18 protein-coding genes are annotated in these 20453 nt (G+C 31.7%); 8 read left to right on the top strand and 10 right to left on the bottom strand.

Going from position 1 to position 20453, the window contains the following annotated elements; all coding sequences use genetic code 11:
- Position 1 precedes the first annotated feature (1 nt).
- From BT107_RS12305 to BT107_RS12295, 3 genes are read right to left on the bottom strand one after another with little or no spacing between them, the layout of a single operon-like run.
- Entirely contained in the window at positions 2-1687 is a 1686-nt protein-coding gene (locus BT107_RS12305; RefSeq protein ID WP_072304110.1) for a DUF6909 family protein, read from the bottom strand.
- A 56-nt stretch (positions 1688-1743) separates the two neighbouring features.
- Positions 1744-3243, bottom strand: coding sequence for a GH3 family acyl-acid amido synthetase (locus tag BT107_RS12300; RefSeq protein ID WP_072304109.1), 1500 nt, complete (start codon positions 3241-3243; stop codon positions 1744-1746).
- 6 nt (positions 3244-3249) lie between these two features.
- Positions 3250-4119 carry a M23 family metallopeptidase gene (locus BT107_RS12295; protein ID WP_072304253.1) on the bottom strand — a complete coding sequence of 290 codons (870 nt, stop codon included), beginning with the start codon at positions 4117-4119 and terminating at the stop codon, positions 3250-3252.
- A 178-nt stretch (positions 4120-4297) separates the two neighbouring features.
- On the opposite strand from BT107_RS12295, the gene BT107_RS12290 reads away from it, so the two are divergent.
- From BT107_RS12290 to BT107_RS17545, 3 genes are all read left to right on the top strand, one after another.
- On the top strand, positions 4298-4489 hold the full coding sequence (locus BT107_RS12290) for a twin-arginine translocase TatA/TatE family subunit (RefSeq protein ID WP_072304108.1): 192 nt from the start codon (positions 4298-4300) through the stop codon (positions 4487-4489).
- Positions 4490-4991: 502 nt separating this feature from the next.
- Positions 4992-7088, top strand: coding sequence for an OmpA family protein (locus BT107_RS12285; RefSeq protein ID WP_072304107.1), 2097 nt, complete (start codon positions 4992-4994; stop codon positions 7086-7088).
- A gap of 279 nt (positions 7089-7367) precedes the next feature.
- On the top strand, positions 7368-7538 hold the full coding sequence (locus tag BT107_RS17545) for a DUF6747 family protein (RefSeq protein WP_170854734.1): 171 nt from the start codon (positions 7368-7370) through the stop codon (positions 7536-7538).
- Positions 7539-7671: 133 nt separating this feature from the next.
- Here the strand turns inward: BT107_RS17545 and BT107_RS12280 are convergent, their stop codons facing one another.
- From BT107_RS12280 to BT107_RS12270, 3 genes are all read right to left on the bottom strand, one after another.
- Complete coding sequence (locus BT107_RS12280) at positions 7672-8670, bottom strand: DUF4837 family protein (protein ID WP_072304106.1); 999 nt, start codon at positions 8668-8670, stop codon at positions 7672-7674.
- 25 nt (positions 8671-8695) lie between these two features.
- Entirely contained in the window at positions 8696-10312 is a 1617-nt protein-coding gene (locus BT107_RS12275) for a lytic transglycosylase domain-containing protein (RefSeq protein ID WP_072304105.1), read from the bottom strand.
- Positions 10313-10426: 114 nt separating this feature from the next.
- Entirely contained in the window at positions 10427-11617 is a 1191-nt protein-coding gene (locus BT107_RS12270) for a phosphoglycerate kinase (RefSeq protein ID WP_072304252.1), read from the bottom strand.
- 277 nt (positions 11618-11894) lie between these two features.
- On the opposite strand from BT107_RS12270, the gene BT107_RS12265 reads away from it, so the two are divergent.
- From BT107_RS12265 to BT107_RS12255, 3 genes are all read left to right on the top strand, one after another.
- Positions 11895-13046: a DNA polymerase III subunit gene (locus BT107_RS12265; RefSeq protein ID WP_072304104.1), complete on the top strand. Its 1152-nt coding sequence runs from the start codon at positions 11895-11897 to the stop codon at positions 13044-13046.
- A gap of 3 nt (positions 13047-13049) precedes the next feature.
- Complete coding sequence (locus BT107_RS12260; RefSeq protein ID WP_072304103.1) at positions 13050-13451, top strand: DoxX family protein; 402 nt, start codon at positions 13050-13052, stop codon at positions 13449-13451.
- A gap of 153 nt (positions 13452-13604) precedes the next feature.
- Positions 13605-14603 (top strand): phosphotransferase, encoded by a 999-nt coding sequence (locus tag BT107_RS12255; protein ID WP_072304102.1) that lies wholly within the window; start codon positions 13605-13607, stop codon positions 14601-14603.
- Here BT107_RS12255 and BT107_RS12250 read toward each other — a convergent pair.
- A complete protein-coding gene (locus BT107_RS12250; protein ID WP_072304101.1) occupies positions 14593-15837 on the bottom strand; it encodes an RNA polymerase sigma factor in 1245 nt (414 codons plus the stop codon). The two genes, BT107_RS12255 and BT107_RS12250, sit on opposite strands and share 11 nt — an antisense overlap.
- A gap of 2 nt (positions 15838-15839) precedes the next feature.
- Positions 15840-16190, bottom strand: coding sequence for a YciI family protein (locus BT107_RS12245; protein ID WP_072304100.1), 351 nt, complete (start codon positions 16188-16190; stop codon positions 15840-15842).
- 290 nt (positions 16191-16480) lie between these two features.
- Here BT107_RS12245 and BT107_RS12240 point away from each other — a divergent pair, with 290 nt between their 5' ends.
- Together BT107_RS12240 and BT107_RS12235 are read left to right on the top strand one after the other, a co-directional pair.
- Positions 16481-17899, top strand: a complete 1419-nt coding sequence (locus BT107_RS12240) for a sensor histidine kinase (RefSeq protein ID WP_072304099.1) — start codon at positions 16481-16483, stop codon at positions 17897-17899.
- A 281-nt stretch (positions 17900-18180) separates the two neighbouring features.
- Positions 18181-19587: a sensor histidine kinase gene (locus BT107_RS12235; protein WP_244543123.1), complete on the top strand. Its 1407-nt coding sequence runs from the start codon at positions 18181-18183 to the stop codon at positions 19585-19587.
- A gap of 71 nt (positions 19588-19658) precedes the next feature.
- Here the strand turns inward: BT107_RS12235 and BT107_RS12230 are convergent, their stop codons facing one another.
- Both BT107_RS12230 and BT107_RS12225 read right to left on the bottom strand, forming a co-directional pair.
- Positions 19659-19985, bottom strand: coding sequence for a hypothetical protein (locus tag BT107_RS12230; protein WP_072304097.1), 327 nt, complete (start codon positions 19983-19985; stop codon positions 19659-19661).
- 52 nt (positions 19986-20037) lie between these two features.
- Positions 20038-20346 (bottom strand): hypothetical protein, encoded by a 309-nt coding sequence (locus BT107_RS12225; RefSeq protein ID WP_072304096.1) that lies wholly within the window; start codon positions 20344-20346, stop codon positions 20038-20040.
- Positions 20347-20453 lie beyond the last annotated feature (107 nt).

The following is a 20453-nucleotide window of genomic DNA, read 5'->3' as shown; positions in this document are numbered from 1 at the left end:
ATTATGAATTAAATAATTGTTTTAATATTTTGTCTGTAATTAAATATGTTGGTTTTACCCCTGTAGTTCCCAGACCACCAGATGCTAATGTACCACCTGTTTCTAATGGGTTATCTGATGCATAATACGCATACCTAACCTTTACGTCTTCTTTAATACTTTTTCGTATTCTAGAAGCTGCTTGTATTGCTTTTTGGTAATGCACACCTTCCATTTCTAGACCAATAACACCCCAAGTAGAATCTTTAAAAAATTGCAGGATATTTTTATTCTGTAAAGACGTTCCCAATACGGTTACCATTGTCCCTTCTAGAACCTTAAGACCGTGACCTTCAAAATCAGATGCAGATAATTCGTTTTTAAATGGATAGTTATCTGCTGTGCCTTCAAAAATATGAGCAGTAGCAATCATAATATCGCCTTTACCTCCTTCTAATATTCCTGCTTTCCCCATAATAGAGACCGACTCAATATTTAAAAATTCTTTTTCGTCAGCTTTTTCATATGGCTTTAGCAACTCATCAATAGTCTCGTAAGCTTGCTCACCAAAAGCATAATCCATTACAAAAATAACGGGTTTATCATCTTCCGATGTCCCTTTTGGAAGATCAAAACAGCAAGCACTATCTCCAAACTTAGCTGTATCAAAAATTTGTACATCAATGTTTGTTCCTGAAGTATCCTTTAGAGAAATCATACCATTTTTCTTGGCATAAGCAGTTACTTTAGCTCTTAGCTTATTATTTTGCTCTTTACTTAAATCTTCGTAAATCTCTAAGCTATCTTTAGAATTTGGATATTCTTTTGCAAGTGCTTTTTTAGCGAATAAAGAATTCATTACACTGTGCATATTAGCACTAATGATATGAATTGGTCTGTGCAAAATTCCGTTTTCCTCTAATGTCTCTTTTATAGTTAACGCCCAACGGTCTCCATGTATATGGTGCCCTAAACGCTCACGTAAAACGGGACTAAAAGTAATTATTCTTTTATCACCTAGAGTTTCTTCTTCAATTGCTAATTTACCCATCCAATAAATGGTACGTAAAAACTTTTCTGGATTCTCTTTAGTAGCAAAAACTTGATGCATTTCTTTTACCTCAACAAAAGATCTACCTAAGATATTTGCGGTGTAACTTAACGCTACTTCTAGTTCAGCCTGAGTTAACTCTTCCGTTTCTAAGGCAGCCTCTAACTTACTCCAATCTCTAATTGTTTTTTTAGTATCCTCTATTAAAACACGTTTACATATTTTCTCTGATTCAATAAACAAAAATGTAAGGTGTGTTAGAATATCATAAATATCAGACCTTCCTCTGGTAATTACAATATTCATTTGATCCTCATCTATGCGGTAACAATCTCTTCTTCTTTTTGCTGGAATTATAGCTTTAAAATGAGAATCGCCATAACCTTCATCTGATGTTAAATTTATATACCTACATTGCTCTATGCCTTCTGGAAGACGCTCTAAAACATAAGTTAAACCACTTAATTCCGATTTTTCTTCCCCTATAGACCCATAAATCTCTGGTCTTAATTGCAATAATGCATTGCGTAATGTTTCTCCTGAAACACCCATAGGTTTATAAAAACCTCTATTAAACAAGTGTCTCATTGTAATATACAAACGCTCAATGGCATTTGTAGACTCCTGTGCTCTGGTTGTATTTATTATCTTATTCATATATATTATTCATGCAAATCTACACAAATTAACACTAATTTGTTAAGGCAGACTTTTTAGTTTAACGTAAATTCTTTCAATCCGTCTGCCAGTTTTCTGTCATCAGACAAACGTTGTACTTTGTTTTGGCCTCCAAATTTGCCAATCCCAATCATATAATTTTTAAAACCGTCTTTATTTACTTTGGTGATTTTTAAGGTTTGTAGCACCTTCCCATCAATTAAATCAAAATAATAACTATTCTGCTCTTGTAACTTTTCATCTAAAATAGAAATAAACTGCGCCATATTGGTAGGTTCCTTCTCAAACTCAATAAACCACTCATGGTAAGGAAGTTCTTTCTCTTTTGGGGCTGTCTGCGGAGCAACTGTAAATTCATTTATTCTGGCCCCTGTTTTTTTTATTGCAATTTGCATTGCCTCTTCTACTTCTTTAGCAATTACATGTTCTCCAAAGGCAGAAATAAAATGCTTAATTCTTCCTGAAACTACTATTTTATAAGGAGCTACAGAAATAAACTGAATGGTATCTCCTAAATTATACCCCCACAAACCAGCATTAGTAGAAATTATCATCACATAATTTACGCCTATTTCTACATCTTTTAGAGTGATGCGTTCTGCATTATCCTCATAGAATTCATCTGCTTTTATAAACTCATAAAAAATTCCAGAGTTCAAAAGCAACAACATTCCCTTTTTATATTGAGAATTCTGGTATGCAAAGAAACCTTCACTAGCAGGAAAAAGCTCTATACTATCTACTTTACGACCTATTAAGTTCTCAAATTTAGATCTATAAGGTTCGTAGTTAACACCGCCATATATAAACAATTGAAAATTTTGAAATAGATCTCCGACTTTTTTACCTGTAGTAGATTCAAGTTTTTCAAAATACATTTGCACCCAAGATGGTATACCAGCAATAACGCTCATATCCTCTGCCTTGGTCTCTTCTACTATTTTATTTACTTTGGTTTCCCAATCTTCAATACAATTGGTTTCCCAACTTGGCAATCTGTTTCTTTGTAAATACTTAGGAACATAATGAGCAGATATTCCTGAAAGTCGACCTAATTTTATTCCATTTTTTTCTTGTAAAACCGGACTTCCTTGTAAAAATATCATTCTACCATCTACAAAATTTGCCTGTCCTGTTTCGTGTATGTAATTTAAAATTGCATCTCTAGATGCCTCTATTTGGTATTTAATAGATTCTTTTGTTATTGGTATGTATTTAGCTCCAGATGTTGTTCCAGATGTTTTAGCAAAGTATAATGGTTTTCCTGGCCATAGTATATCTGGTTGCCCTTCAACAACTTTTTCTACATACACTTTTAACGCTTCATAATCTCTAACTGGCACATTAGTCACAAAATCTTGGTGCGACTTAATACTTTTAAAATTATGATCCTTACCAAATTGGGTCTGCGCTGCCTTTTCTATTAATTGTTTAAATACTTTTTCTTGGGCTTCTATAGGGTTAGAAATCCATTTGGCATTTTTAGCCACTATTTTTTTAGCAAAGATTTTTGCTGCAAAAGATTTTAAAGACATAATTTATTATTTAAAATCTATATAATTAGTTGGGTTAACAGAAGTTCCGTTATTCCACAATTCAAAATGTAAATGAGGCCCAGTTGTTAACTCGCCCGTATTTCCTATAGTTGCAATTACCTCGCCAGCTTTTACAATTTCACCTTGCGATTTGTGCAACGTACTATTGTGCTTGTAAACTGATAGTAAGTTATCTTTATGCTCTATTATAATTACATAACCGGTTTCTGTTGTCCAGTCCGCAAATATTACCGTTCCTTGCGCTACAGATTTTATTGGACTATCTTTTGGAGCCACAACGTCTACAGCAAAGTGTTTTTTATCTTTATCGTAATCTTGAGAAATTGTACCGCTCACAGGAGAAAACAACACCAATGAAGATTCAGTTTTTGTATTGCCAAACAAATTGTACTTATCCTCTAGTGCTACTTGTGCCCTTAAGTTTAAATCTTCCTTAATTGGACTAAGATCTACAGTATTGGGATCTATTTTAACTTGCTCAAAAAGCGAATCTCTATTCATTTTATTATTGGCCACATCACCACTTAACACCATACGTATATTAGATAAATACTTATTGGTATAATTCAAAACATTTACCAAAGAATCTGTTTTATACGTAAGCTCCGTTGCTTGTCTTTTTAATTTAGTAGATGAATAACCCGGTATATATTCTCGCAGCGGAGTAAATGCAATAAGTACTGTAGTTAATGCAATTAAAACAAAAGTAGAAACCCAGCCGAGTACAAAAACATTAAGTCTACTAAGTTTGAATGAAATTTTTTCTTCAAAAGTATCTTCGTTAAGTATAACCAAACGATACTTATTTAAAAGCTTGCGTTTAATTTCCTTTCTTTTTTTACTTTCTTTTGCCATAACAAACAAATATAAACTTTAGAATTTTATTACACTAACAAAATAGGGCAACTAAGCATCAAAATTAAGTTAATAATGCCTAATTTAATTACTCTTTTCATAAAAACTAATTCTATTTCTAATATTAACAGTGTTGTATTTAGTTTTTATTATCTTTGTTCTACAAAAATTAATTATTATGATTTCATCAAATATTATGTTGGCCATACCAGGTGGTGCATCTATAGCACTTATAGTTGTTGCCGTTTTATTGCTTTTTGGAGGTAAAAAAATACCTGAATTAATGCGAGGTTTAGGAAGCGGAATAAAAGAATTTAAAGATGCTTCTAAAGAAGATGATTCTAATGACAAGCTAGAAGAGAAAAAGTAATTTTTCACTATATAAATTTACACAATCCCTGCATTTATGCGGGGTTTTTTGTTTTTAAAAAATCCTGAATAAAAACAAGAAGGATATTTTAAAACAACATTATCTACTACTTTTAAACACATATTTCTTCTCTTATACAAGAATAAAAGTAGTCTTGTATATGAGGCTTGTATCTTTGATACTTCATCTGAAAATTAAAGACAACTTTCCTATCTAAGTTACCTATTTTAAGTCCCTATACTTAAGAAAGATATACGTTACTCCAACCCACCTGCATATGTATTTATTAACAAGTTATACACGAAAAGTTAATTTTAAGCGTTAATTATAGAATAAGGGAGCTATAGACGTTCTTATTTGAGACCTATAAACTTAACCGAAAGAATTAATACATGGTATAATTATACCATAACGAACTTAAAAACTTAGCTATAGAAGTAACATATAAATGTGAGTTTTGCTTCTGTAAAATAAAATCCATTAGATTTTTTAACAATTCCCAATGAAAAAAATAGTACCTACTTGTCTGCTTTTATTTTCTTTAAGTATCTTCTCCCAAGAAGTAAAAAAAGAAACTACTACAACTCAAAACAGCCCTACCAAAGAGGCTGAATATCCTGTTATGGATTTGAATAACTATTCATTTACAGACGATGCAGAGACTAACGACATAATTAAAAAATCCAAATCGTCAGGAAACAATAACAAGCTAATTGAAAGAGCTAATGCATATTTTGATATGCTTTGGTATGCAGAAGCAGCAGAATTGTATGATGAGGCTTTAAACAAAGACAAAGAAAATTACACTCAAGAAATATTACAAAAAGCAGGAGATTCTCACTACTACAATACCAATATGGAAATGGCTTACCATTGGTATAAAATTCTATATGATACTTATAAAGATGATTTAAGTGCCGATCAAATTTTTAAATATTCTCATGCATTAAAAGGGAATGGAAAATACGGAAAAGCAAAGCGTTTTATGCGTTTGTACAATCGTATGAAAAAAGATGCTCCTTTAGAGTCTGGTTTAACTTTAGAAACTAGCGAGCGTAACGAGCAAGTTTTAGATGGTATTTTAAGCAGAAAGCCAAACTCAGAACTTAAAAACTTATCAGTAAACACCGAGAATTCAGATTTTTCTCCAATGTTTTACAACAAAGAAGAAATTGTATTTGCTTCTGCCAAAGATTCATCATTTTTTAGTACAAGAAAATACAAGTGGAACAATCAACCTTATTTAGACTTATATGTTGCAAAAATAAATCAGCAATCAGACGATTTAAAAGACGCTATAAAATTCTCTAAAAAGGTAAATACAAAGTATCATGAAGCATCTGTTACGTTTTCTCCAGATAACAAAACAATGTATTTTACTAGAAATAACTATGGTAAAAAATTAAGAAGAGATAAAAATGGCGTGAACAACCTTAAGCTATATATGTCTAAGAAAATTGATGGTGAATGGACAGAGGCAGTAGAGTTACCATTTAATAGCGATGAGTATTCTACAGGACACCCTGCATTAAGCCCAGACGGTAAACAGTTGTATTTTGTATCTGATATGCCTGGAAGTATAGGCGAAACAGATATTTTTGTTGTAGACGTTTTAGAAGATGGTTTATTTTCTTCTCCAAAAAACTTAGGTCCAAAAATTAACACAGAACAAAAAGAAATGTTTCCGTTTATTAACGGTAAAAAATTATACTTTTCTTCTAACGGGCACGTAGGTTTAGGTGGTTTAGACGTATATGAAGTTGCTTATGATGAAGACGGATTTAAAGACGTTGTTAATGTTGGACAACCCATAAATAGTAATAAAGACGATTTCTCTTATATAATTAACGAAGAAACACAAAAAGGATACTTTGCATCTAACAGACAAGGTGGCAAAGGGGATGACGATATTTACTCGTTTAAGAATTTAATGGTAGAAGAGGTAAACAAAAATGCAATTGCTGGTGTAGTAACAGAAATTGTAACAGGAGAACTTATGCCTAAAGCTTTAATTACATTGTTAGATGAAAACAATATTAAACTTAAAGAGGTTTTAACAGAAGACGATGGTAGTTTTGTTTTTGAAGATTTAGACAGTAATACTAAGTACAAAATACAAACTAACAAAGAAACATACTTTGGCGAAGAACTAGCAACAACAACTAAAGAGAATGAAGTAGTAAATGTGGGTATTGCTATGAGAAAACTTCATGAAATGATTGCTATAGAAAATGGAATTAAGAAACTTAAAACAGAAAAAATCTTCTTTAATTTTGATAAATCTTATATAAGACAAGATGCTGGTGAAGAATTAGACAAACTTGTTTCTGTAATGAACGAGTATCCAGAAATGAGAATTAAAATTGAATCTCATACAGATGCAAGAGGTAACAATGCGTATAACAAGTATTTATCAGACAAAAGAGCAAAATCTACAGAAAAATATATAATCTCTAAAGGCATAGATCCAAGCAGAATTATAAGTGCTATTGGTTATGGAGAAGAGCAATTGATAAACGAATGCGCGGATGGAGTTAGCTGCACAAGAAAAGAACACCAAGAAAACAGACGTTCAGAATTTATAATTGTAGATATGTAATATACAAACACAACATTATTTTAAAAAAACAAAATGTAAATAAAAAGTCTCAAGCTAAAGTTTGAGACTTTTTTGATTTACAAATACTACAAATCCTTTATAAGTTATAAGGTATTACTTACAAGGCAGAAACACAGTTAACTGCCTGATAATGTAGTTTATCGGTGTTATTTTTTTAAGCGGGAATAGAACCTTTTTATGTTGCAGTTTAACTAGAATCTTTGCTTTGTACCGAGCACTTAGACGATTTTCATGGTTTATTAACTTAAATGCAAGCTTATGAAAGGAATTTTACTTTGTAAAGAAATCTATTTAAATGGATTTAAAAACCTTGGGCATTTTATCCTTAAAAATTATCTGAAAGCGTTTTCTTGGTTCTGTTTTGCCTTGATCGCCGTTGCAGCTTATGCTTTATTGTATAGAGTACTTACAGGTTTCGCTTTTGTTTAAATGGCAATTAGATTTAAACAGAAGAACAAATTAAAGACTAACCGTTGCATTTATTTGTGCAATACTATGTGAAAATTAAAGGCTCCAATTTTATTGGAGCCTTTTTAGTTATATCTGTTATGTGTGTAAGTCGTTATTCGGCCGTTTTAGGCACAAAACGTAATGTTTTAACAATTGCTTCAAGCTCAAACATAAAGTCTCTCTTAACAGCTGCAGGAGCAAATGTGAAGCCTTCTACAACCAACTTACGATTGTTTTCTTTATCATTTATAATATAAGACACATATGGACCAGCCATAGAATAATTATAGATTTCCCAACGACCTCTAACCTCAGCGGCTTTTTTACCTCCTATTTCTGCAGGATAAACAGATGGAGCAAATGCCTTTTCTGTATCCATGTACGTACCTTCATTAGGTCCTGGAATATATTTTTTACCTATAGAATCTCTCTTTCTAACTATATCGCTAATAAAAGTAGCATCATTACTAAAAGAATCCCAAGGCAAAGCGTAAACAATTAAATTCATTGTACCGTTTTTAATACTACGGTCTAGCCAAACAAAATTATCTTCACTCTTACCAACGTTATAAACAGAAGGAATATCCATCTTAACACCAAACTTATCTTGTATATCTGTTTCTTTATTTAAAGAGCGCTTAAAGTTACCCTGCGTTACCTTTAAGTCTGTTTTATTAAATTCTGATATAATATGATCTGCCTGCTTATTAAGCGTTTCTATAATCCCTTCTTCTGTTGACCCAACAACAACCGCTACGTTTTGCGGACGCGCATACATATTAGAGTTAATATAAGACATATTTGTTGTGTCCTTCTTTTGCACAACTAAAACAGATCTAGATTTACGCACAGCTCCAGTAAATACGGTTTCTGGTAAATGGCGCAACGTAAAAATAGGTTCGTTCCAAGCAATACCAACTACAGATGCAGCAAAATGATCTCTAACATTATCTCCTACTTTCCCTTCCCAAAGTTCATTGCTCATTACTACAGTAAGTGAGTTTACCTGACCTATAGAGCTTGGCGTAAAATCTTCTTTGGTGCTACCACCTTCTTTACACGACGTTAATGCTAAACAAATAGCAAAAACTAAGATTGATAATTTTTTCATCTGATGACTAATTGGTTTATTACGGTTATATTTTTTTCTCAGAGCAATCGCACAACATAATTTTTGTACCTAGCTTAAGATTCTTACCGCTAATACCGTTCCAATCTTTTAAATTGTCTACAGAAATTCCAGTATATTTTTGAGAAATGGTCCAAAGTGAATCTCCAGATTGCACTGTATGCGTCTTAGTACCAGGCGGAATAGACTTTTTCTTGTATTGTGGTTTTGCAGATGCTATTGCTTTAGAATTTCTAGAATAGATAGTTAAGCGCTGTCCAATTTTTAAATTGTTACTTCTTAATCCGTTCCAACGTTTAATTTCACTAACCCTAACTCCAAATTTCTCTGCAATTTTACCAAGAAAATCACCGCTTCTAACTCTATATCTAGATTGCGACTCTGCCTCTACCAATTTAGCTAATGGCTTTTCTTCTTTTTTTAATTCTTCTTCAGCTAAAACATAAATAGCATCTTCATTAGTTACAAACTTACCCATAACACCTGTTGGCAGGCGTAAAGAGTGGTCTCTACCTTCTTGAAAAGGAATTATATTTAATTTGTATGATGGATTTAAAACCTCTAACTCTTCTACTGTAACGCCAGTAAATCTAGAAATCTGATCAAAAGTTAAAAGACTTTTAACGTGCACTGTATCAGTTTCAAAATAAGGACGCTCTACCACTTCTCCAGATATACCGTGTTCCTTGGCATATTCAAAAATATACATAGTAGCTAAAAATGCAGGAACATAACCAGCAGTTTCTCTAGGTAAATGATTTCTAATATTCCAGTAATTTGTATATCCACCAGAACGCCTAATTGCTTTATTTACATTTCCTGGTCCAGAATTATATGCTGCTAATGCTAAATCCCAATCGTTATAAATACTATACAAACGCGTTAAATATTCGCATGCAGCTCTTGTAGATTTTATAGGGTCGCTACGCTCATCTACATAACTATTAACCTCTAAATTTTGTTCTTTACCTGTACCGTACATAAATTGCCACAAACCAGTTGCACCAACTCTAGATTTAGCCCTAGGATTAAGCGCAGATTCTATAATAGCCAAATATTTCATTTCTAAAGGCATATTAAAGTTATCTAATTCCTGCTCAAACATAGGAAAGTAAAACTGACTAACAGTTTGCATACGCTCCATTAGACCTCTATTACGAGTAAGATACGATTTTATAACGCGTTCTAAAGACTCGTTATATTCTACATTAAAAGGTGTTTTTGCATTTAAACGAGCCAACCTAGCTTTTAAAGTATCTGTAGGTAAGTCTATATGACTAACCTTCATGTCTTCTATACGTTCATCTGCTATTTTATTGTAAATAGTATCATAAAGAGAAGCACTCTTACGCATTTGCTCTAACCACAAACGATCGTAAGCAGCGGCATTTTTATGGTCTGCCAACTCATACTTAGTCTTATTAGAATCATTTACAATAAGAGCAGTAATAGGTCTAACCTTTTCAGGCATATTACTTGCTTTTTTTGCTATAGAATCTACAGTGTCATTTTTAATAACACTTAATATTTCTTGACTTGCTGTAATAGACGATATACTATCTTTTTCTTGTGCAAAAATAGAGGCGCTAGAGAGCAACAGTACTCCTAAATAAATACTTTTCATTTTAATTATATTTTGGCGTGTTTAGTTGGTGCGGTGTAAAGTCGCACTTTTTTATTTAAAAATAAAATTTTTAACGCTTTTTACAACACACAACAATTATGCCTAAGCTAAGTTTTATGCTTTAATAGCAGCAATTCCAGGTAAAGATTTACCCTCTAAGCTTTCTAACATTGCCCCGCCACCAGTAGACACATAGCTAACTTTGTCTTGAAAACCGAATTGTTTAACAGCCGCTACAGAATCGCCACCACCTACTAAAGAGAAGGCACCGTTTTTTGTAGCTTCAGCTATATTGTTTCCTATAGAGATAGTTCCGTTTGCAAAACTTTCCATTTCAAAAACACCAATTGGTCCATTCCAAAGTATTGTTTTAGATTTTAAAATAACTTCTTTAAATATCTCTAACGTTTTTGGTCCGGCATCTAAACCTTGCCAACCAGCTTCAATCTTATCTACGTCTACTATTTTAGTGTTTGCAGTATTACTAAAATCATCTGCTGCAATTACATCTACAGGTATATGTACTTCTACGCCTTTTGCTTTTGCCTGTTTTAAAATTTCTAATGCTAATTCCATTTTATCGTCTTCGCAGATAGAATCCCCCACTTGTCCGCCTTTAGCTTTTACAAAAGTATACGTCATACCACCACCAATAATTAAGTGGTCTACTTTATCTAAAATATTCTCTATAATGGTAATTTTAGAAGAAACTTTTGCGCCTCCCAAAATTGCAGTAACTGGCTTTTCACCTGTTTCCATTACTTTATCTATAGCTGTAATTTCTTTGGCTAATAAAGAACCAAAACATTTATTTTCTGGAAAAAATTTAGCAACAACTGTTGTAGATGCATGTGCTCTGTGCGCTGTACCAAAAGCATCGTTAATGTAAACATCTCCTAATTTAGATAGTTGTTCTGCAAATGCTTCTCCGCCTTTTTCTTCTTCTGCATTAAAACGTAAGTTTTCTAACAATAACACTTGTCCGCTTACCAAACTAGAAGCTGCTTTTTCTGCTTCTTCGCCTACAGAACTAGCAACAAAATTTACTTGTACGCCTAAAACTTCAGACACTTTACTACAGATATGTTCTAGAGATAATTCTGGAACAACTTGCCCTTTTGGTCTACCTAAGTGACTCATTAAAACAACACTACCACCATCTTCTAACACTTTTATAATTGTTGGCTTTGCAGCTTCAATACGGTTAGTATCTGTTACATTAAAATTTTCATCCATAGGAACATTAAAATCTACACGAATTAATGCTCTCTTATTTTCAAAATTAAAATCGTTTATCGTTTTCATACTATACTTAGGTTTAATTTTTGCTCTGTTACGTTTAACAAACACCAAATGTAAAGATTTAAGTATAGCATGTAAAACCATTAACAGTATTTTTAGCTTTGAACAGCGTAAAGTCAATATCATTATCATAAAAAGCTTTTTAGGCCATCATTTTTATGTTATTTACATTTACTATGGCATCATTTTAGAAAAAACAAGAATAATAAAACCTAAAAGCTGCTATTTTTACCCCATAACAAAATTTTTAGTTGCGCTCACTTTGCATATCTTTGACGTTATGCTATTTCAAGATATTTTAGGACTTTCTCATATAAAAAAGCACTTGTGTTTAAGCGCAGATGCAGGTAGAATTCCGCATGCACAATTATTTGTGGGTAATGAGGGTTGTGGCACTTTACCAATGGCAATTGCTTATGCACAATATATGTTGTGTAAAAATACAGATGCCGAAAACACAGGCGGTATAGAAGCTTGCAATTTAAAATGCGGAAATTTATCGCACCCAGATATGCATTTTGCTTTTCCGGTAACCAACTCGGACAAAGTAAAAAGCCACGCAGTTAGTAACCACTATATGCAAGATTGGCGACAGTTTGTAAACGAGCAGCCTTATGGTAATTTGTTTGACTGGTACCGACTTATTGGTATTGAAAAAAAACAAGGCCAAATTGGTGTAGATGAAGCCCAAGACATTGTAAAAAAACTGTCCTTAAAGTCTTATGAAGGTGGTTATAAGGTGATGATTGTTTGGATGGCTGATAAAATGAATACTGCCGCAGCAAACAAATTGCTTAAACTTATTGAAGAGCCACCAGAAAAAACCATATTTATTTTAATTGCTGAAGATGAAGAGCAAATAATACAAACCATACGTTCTAGATGTCAGATTTTACATTTTCCGCCTTTGGCTGAAAACGCAATAACATCTGCATTAATAAAAAAAGGTTTAAACCAACAAGCCGCTTTTAAAATTGCACATGAAGCTAATGGCAATTTTAATAAAGCATTAGATTTAATGAACAATGATTCTGAAGATCTTGTTTTTGAAAAATGGTTTGTACAATGGGTGCGTTCTGCATTTAGAGCAAAAGGAAACAAAGCAGCAATACAAGATTTAATTTTATGGAGTAACGAAATTGCAAAAACAGGAAGGGAAACACAGAAAAAATTCCTGACCTATTGTATGGCTATAATGCGCCAAGCAATGTTGGTAAATTACAACACAAAAGAGTTGGCTTTTATGGAAATACACGTAGAAGGTTTTAAACTAGAAAAGTTTGCACCCTTTATTCATGAGAATAACATTATAGACATTATTACAGAGCTAGAAACAGCAATGTACCATATAGAACGTAATGGTAATGCAAAACTAATTTTAACCGATTTATCTATAAAACTAACTAGATTTTTACATAAAAAAGCAAACTAAAAAATGAATAATTTACACGAAAATATTACAGAAGTACTATTGCTAATCTTTTTAATTATTACTTTTTTGCAAAGTGGTTTTGATAAGGTTGCAGACTGGAAAGGAAACCTATCTTGGCTAAAAGGGCATTTTAGTGCTACGCCTTTAAAAAACACGGTTCCGTTATTATTAGGTATTATCTTAGTGATAGAGGTTATAGCTGGTGCACTTTGTGGCTTTGGTGTTGTACAATTTATTATAGACGGCAAAAGCAGTATGGCTATTTACGGTACTATTTTATCTTGTATTACATTGTTGTTCTTACTATTTGGTCAGCGAATAGCTAAAGATTACGAAGGTGCAAAAACCATAGTTATTTACTTTATGCCTGCTATATTTCTACTTTACCTATTAGCTAATAAGTAGACATTTGAAGAAAAAACAATTCGAAATTTTAATGCTATTGCTAGTCATAGTAATGGCATTGTCTTTTTTATATTTTGAAATAACAAATTACAATTACCTCATCTTTATTCCAGCAGCGGCTTACATTGCAAGCGGAAGATTATTCTTTAAAAAATGACACATTTTCCAGCAACTGCCTCTACCCTATCTGCAACAGCTTTAGGCTTGCTGGTAAAAGAACAATACAATTTATCTAGTGATTTTAACTGTACTTTATTTAGAACAGGCATAAACCACACCTACTTTTTAAAAAACAAAGACACTACATATGTTTTGCGTGTGTATTCTTGCAATTGGAGATCTAAACAAGAAATTCTAGAAGAAATTAAACTTTTAGAACTTTTAAAAAGAAACGAGTTGTCTGTGTCTTATGCTTTAAAAGATAAAAACAGTGCATATTTACAAACTATACACGCTCCGGAAGGTAAGCGTTATGCAGTACTTTTTTCTTTTGCTGAAGGAGGAAAAGTAAGGTTTATAGATCATGAAACTAGTTTTGCAGTTGGTGCTTTAATGGGTAAAATACATAATGTTACCATTCATAAAACTGTAGCACGTGTAAATTATACTACAGATACCCTTGTTCATAAGCCATATGACTTTTTAAAGACGTATTTTTCTGAAGATTTACCAGAACTTAAATTTGTTAAAGCACAAGGAGAACAAGTTACAAACACCTTTAAAGATATAGCCTTAGATGATATACCAAAAGGTATTATTCATTTAGATATTTGGTATGATAATATGAGCATTACCGATAACAGAGAAATTACAATTTTCGATTTCGATTTTTGTGGCAACGGTTATTTGGTGTTAGATGTTGCTTATTTCTGTATGCAGCTTTTTCATATAGAAACAGATAAAGAGGCGTACGAGTTGAAAGTAAAAGAGTTTTTAAAAGGCTACCAAAAACAAAGAGCACTTACAAAACAAGAATTAGACTTAATACCTACAGCAGGCAAAGCCATTTGGTTGTTTTATTTAGGAGTACAAGCACAACGTTTTGATTGGTCTAATATATTTTTAAGTGAAAACTACCTAAAAATGTATTTAGGAAGATTAAAAAACTGGACAAGCTTTTGCGAAGAAAACCAAAATGCTTTTATAGTGTAAGCAACCCATCTCTTTTCTTAGTTAAATATGCCTTTTCTACCTGGTTGGTTACTTTAGTAATGGCTGTATTTAAACAATTAACAGCAGCGCTAACATTACCCGTACTTTGGTAATATTTTGCCTTTACCCCATAATACAAATAAGATCGTTGTTCTAAGCTAGACGGACTTAACTCTTCTAATATTTCTAACGCTTTTTCTGGTTGCTGTAACTGTATAAACACAATTGCCATAGCCAAAGAAACAACTGCATTTTTATCATTCTCTTGCAATTGCTTGTATAATGTTAGAATTTTTTGCCAATTGGTTTCTTCAAATGTTTTGGCTTTTACGTGTTCTGCAGCAATAGCCGCCTCTAAATGATATGTAGAAAAATCTGAGTAGTCTTCTGCTTTCTCTAAAGCATTGTGTCCTAAATTAATTAAAGGAAAATACCATTTGGTACGATCTTGGTTTTTTAAATTGATACTATTAAAATCTGAATCTACCTTAGCCTCTAAACGAGACGAATGAAAACACATTAAAGAAAATAAGGCATAACTGGCTCCGCACCTTAATTCATCTTTAGATAAAATCATTTTAGTTAATCTAAGCGCTTCTCCGCATAATTCTTTGCGCACCAATAACTTTTTGTGGTTAGAGTGAAAACCTTCGTTAAAAATAAGGTAAATTACCTCTAACGCGCTATGTAAACGTTCTTGCAGCTTATTCTTTGCTGGAAATTTAAAATCTATATTTTTATCTACAATTGTTTTCTTAGCTCTAGCTAAACGCTTCTTTACTGTTTCTGGTTTTAAAAGCAATGCTGCAGCTATTTCTGATGTACTAAAACCGCCAATAGTTTTTAATGCAAACGCTATTTGGTCTTTAGAATTTAGTAGAGGGTGGCATGCAGTAAAAATCATTCTTAATTCACTGTCTTGTATTTCTTCTTTTTCAAATAAATTAGTAAACGAGATTGCCGAAACACTATACTTTAACTTCTCTATTCGGTTTTTATCAGCATCTATTTTTCGCAATAAATCTATCACCCTATTTTTAGACGCTGTAGTGAACCAAGCTTCAGGGTTTTCAGGAATTTTAGTACGCCATTGCACAGTAGCTTTTGCAAAAGTATCTTGTACGGCATCTTCTATAAGTTCAAAATTTTTGAATCCAAAAATGCGCGTTAAAATAGAAACCATCTTTCCGTACTGATGTCTAAAAAGATGGTCTATTACTTGTTGTTCTTGCATTCTTAGAAATTATCAAAAACCATTACCTCACGTACCTCTACGGTATTACCAAGATCAAAATCTGGAAAATCTTGCGCAATTGCACATGCTGCATCTAAATCTTTAGCTTTTATCATATAATAACCCCCAACAATTTCTTTAAGTTCTGCAGCTGTACGGTCTGTAACCGTTCTGTTAGGACCACTAATTTGTCTTACTTCTGGGTGTAAAGCCTCTCCGTGTTTTACAATACCTTGCTTTTCCATTTTTTGGCTCCAAGCAAACCATTTACCCATACGTTCTTGCATTTGTTCTGGAGAAAGGCCTAGGTCTGTATATTCTTTTCCAATAAAAATTAGCATAAAATCTTTCATCGTTTTTTGTTTTAAAATTAGTAATAAATTAAACTTCAACCTTATAACGATACTGAAATAAAAAAGGGGACATTATATAAAAAAGAATTTAAAGGTTTACTTAAGGTTAAAAAAACATAGCTTATTGTAAACTTATTCTTAAGTTTTTTACTAAAAAACGCCCGTTCAACGAAAAACCAATATTCTAAAAAATAGAAAGGCTCTGAGAACGTTCTTATAGTGTAGTCAATTAAAAACCCCAAGCATTAGTAACTTTCCTGTTGCTAGTGTACTACATATACACATAGAAAATGATTCAAAAATGGTGGAAATCTTACCTGCAATGGTATTTAGATTATACTAATCTTACACAAGAAAAAGAACAAACAAGCATAGCTTATTTTAGAAGCATCTTGTTTATCTCTATATTACTATTAGTTACACTTATTGGTGTTATTGCTTATATACCAACAGTAATAGTTGGTTTTATAAATGAAAATTGGATTGTAGTATTCACAGATACTTTTGCAATAGGTGTTGTATTATTTGTTACTTTTTTTAAGCCCTTGACTTTAAGTGCTAAAAAAAATATATTCTCTGCAAATCTGCTTTTATTATCTTCTGTATTGTTTATAAATCACGAACTAAGTGGTAATGGTCCTGTGCTTTTATTTATGACTACCAGTATTATTACACTTTATAGTGGGCGAAAAGCGGGCCTGTATTCCTTTTTTATAGCTATGTTAATTTATACGCTTATATTATTAAGTTATTATTTTAATGTTATTGAGCTTGTGTATACTGTTAATTATCATTTTACAGAGTTCATTATTATAGCTTTAAATAACTTACTATTTAACTTGGTAATTATTTTCTCTATTTCGTTTTTAATAAACCAATTACACAGAGCCTTTATAAAAGAAACAAAATTACAACAAGAACTAATTGTAAAACACAACGATGCCGTTTCTGCAAAAATTAGAGCTGAAAAATCTGAACAACTAAAAACTGCTTTCTTAACAAATTTAAGTCACGAAGTTGGCACACCAATGTATGGTATTTTGGGTACTACAGATTTTTTAAAGGAATATAATAAAGACGATAAAGAATACCAAGATTACATAAAACTTATAGAAAACAATGGTACTAGGCTTATAAACTTAATAGCTAGTATTGTTAACATTTCTAAAGTAGAAACCGGACTAATGCAAGTAAATGCCTCTACTTTTAATATATCTGATGTTATAGACGAAGTTTACGCAACTTTGGCACCTGCTGCCAAGGAAAAAGGCATTGTTTTTGCAAAAAATAACTTAATTAATGCCAATGAAGCAATTATACATTCAGACAGCGAAAAGTTAAAAGAAGTACTTAAACAACTATTAGAAAATGCCATTAAATACACAGAAAAAGGGTCTATAGATTTTAGATGTTTTTATAGTGATGAAAATACCATTGAATTCTTAATTAAAGATACCGGAATTGGTATTCCGCAAGATAAATTTGAATCTATTTTTAACGCTTTTTATCAAGTAGATACCGAACATAAAAATGCTTTGCACGGTTCTGGTATTGGCCTGGCAATAGCAAAGGCATATACACAAATGTTAGGAGGAAAATTAAGCTTAGAAAACAACTGGGAATTAGGCACCACATTTAGGTTTACTATAGATATACATTTACAAAAGAAAGCAGAAGGATCTTCTGCTTATAAAAATACCTCTGCCTAAAATATATTGTTCATGTTCTCTATGATTATTAAATAGAATTCTTCTTAAAAATTTATTTAATGTTCCTTGTAAAAACAATTTTGTACTAAAATGCCTTGCTAAGCCTTATATTATTAAGAATAAACCTATTGTTAACTACACCAAAAAGAAAAAGGGGGCTAAATAGTTTGTTAAAAGTTGTGTTTTAAAGCATAACTAGTTAAAAATAATAACTTTAAAATTACTACTTTTAGTAAAACTATTAACCAAAACCAACCACTTGTATCAAAAAAAATTGACTTGTGGACGCTATAATAAACCCTAAGATGATTCAGAAATGGTGGAAATCTTATATAAACTGGTATGTAAGTTACAGTAATTTTAAAGAGTTAAATAAGAAAAAAGGCCTTGACTATTTTAGAGATAAACTGTTTATCTCTATTCTTTTACTCACTTTTTTAATTGGCATTCTATCTTATATGCCCAGTAGTTATGTTGCTGTTACAAGAGGAGATTGGTTTGTTTTAGTTGCAGATACAATTGCAGTATTGGTTTTAACTTTTATAGTTCTAAATAAAAGAATAGATTTTGAAACTAAAAAAACAATATTTTCTATAAACCTTTATCTCTTATCCTTTGCTTTATTATTACACCTTGGGTTTAAAGGAAACGGAAGTATTTTAATTTTTACAACTACAGGATTAATTACATTATACAAAGGTAGAAAGGCTGGTATAAATTCGGTTTTAATAAGTGTAGTATTGTATGTAATTTTAATAGCCGCTTTTTACTTTAACTTCTTTCATCTTCCAATTTTTAACGAGTACGATTTTGATGTATTTGCGGTAGTTACTGTTAATAATGTGCTCTTTAATTTTATTCTGGTTTTTTCTATTTCATTTTTAATAGAGCAATTGCATAATGCCCTAATTAAAGAAAATTTATTACAGCAAGAATTGGTAGTAAAGCACAACAATGCAGTTGCTGCAAAACTTAGAGCCGAAAAGTCTGACCAATTAAAATCTGCATTTTTAACAAATGTAAGTCACGAAATTGGCACACCAATGTATGGTATTCTAGGCTGCACAGATTTTTTAAAAGAATATAATAAAGAAGATAAAGAATACCAAGAGTACGTAGAACTTATAAATAATAACGGAAATAAGCTATTAGACATTATTTCTGATATTGTAAATATCTCTAAAGTAGAAACAGGTTTAATGCTTGTAGAGGCATCTACTTTTAATGTAACCGAAGTTATAGATCTTGTACACAATACATTGTTACCAACGGCCAAAGAAAAGGGAATTGTATTTACCAAGAACAACTTAATTAGTACAACTGAAGCCATTATATATTCTGACAAAGAAAAGCTCACAGAAGTGCTAAAACACCTCTTAAAAAACGCTATTAAGTATACCGAAAAGGGAACCATAGACTTTAGGTGTTTTTATAAAGACCAAAACACTATTGAGTTTTTAATTAAAGACAGTGGTATTGGCATTCCTAAAGATAAGTTTAATGCTATTTTTAAAGCATTTTACCAAGTAGATGTAGACCATAAAAATGCATTACACGGTTCTGGTATTGGCCTAACTATTGCAAAGGCATATACAGAAATGCTTGGCGGTAAATTAACCTTAGAAAGCAACGCAGAAATTGGTGCTACATTTAGGTTTACAATTAACACGTATTTAAAAAACACGTAACTTGTTATACTAATTTCACCATTTTGAATCTGAGACCAAACACAAACGTGCTACTTAACAATATAAGAAAATCAAGGATTTATTAACAAAAAGATGACACCTACCACAGCTGTTAACACAAGAGCTAAAATTAATTTAATACCAATTGGTTTATGATTGGGTTTTAATTTTTTTCTGAGGATAAAAACATCTAAAAGAATAAAAAGTACAGTAGTAATACTAGCAATTAAAGCAGAATCTATCATTAAAGTTAAACCATAACCCCAATCCATTAATTGCTCTAAAAATGTTACGGCTATTTTTTTTGGACCTATCCATAAACGTACTAGCCCTAATGAAGAAAGACAAATTAGAATAGCCCAAAGAATGTAACCAAGAATGAGTTTTACTATTTTCATAAATACTTTTAAGGCTGAGAAATACTAGCTAGCTATTTATAGGCTCACTTTTTTAAACAAAATGATAACCAAACATAAGAATTAAAATAGGGATTATGCCAAAAACTAGCGCGTAAACAAGAGTAGTCCAGAATTGGTAATTACGTTTTTCTTTTTTTACAATGCTTATTACCAAAAACACAATAGCTAGTAGCAACATTAGTTGAGAAAGAATACTTAAATAAAATATTCTTTCTTCATAATTATATACTTCACCAGTAATACTATTAAAGTTTATTTTAAAGAAAAGGGATATTCCATTTATAATAAAGCTCCAAATAGTAAAATGAAATGCCCACTTTTTAAAATTTATCTCATTCATATTTTAATTTTACAGTGTAGCGCAAATAACCTCTGTTTTAAAGCTGTTTTAAGCGCTTTTTAGAGACAAAACCAATAATAGCAACAAACTAACGTTGGTTTTTTTAA

It is taken from the genome of Cellulophaga fucicola (assembly GCF_900119145.1).
In the GTDB taxonomy this organism is placed as follows: Bacteria; Bacteroidota; Bacteroidia; order Flavobacteriales; family Flavobacteriaceae; genus Cellulophaga; species Cellulophaga fucicola.
Note: the sequence above shows the minus strand (reverse complement) of the source record. Positions and strands in the feature narration are given on the sequence as shown.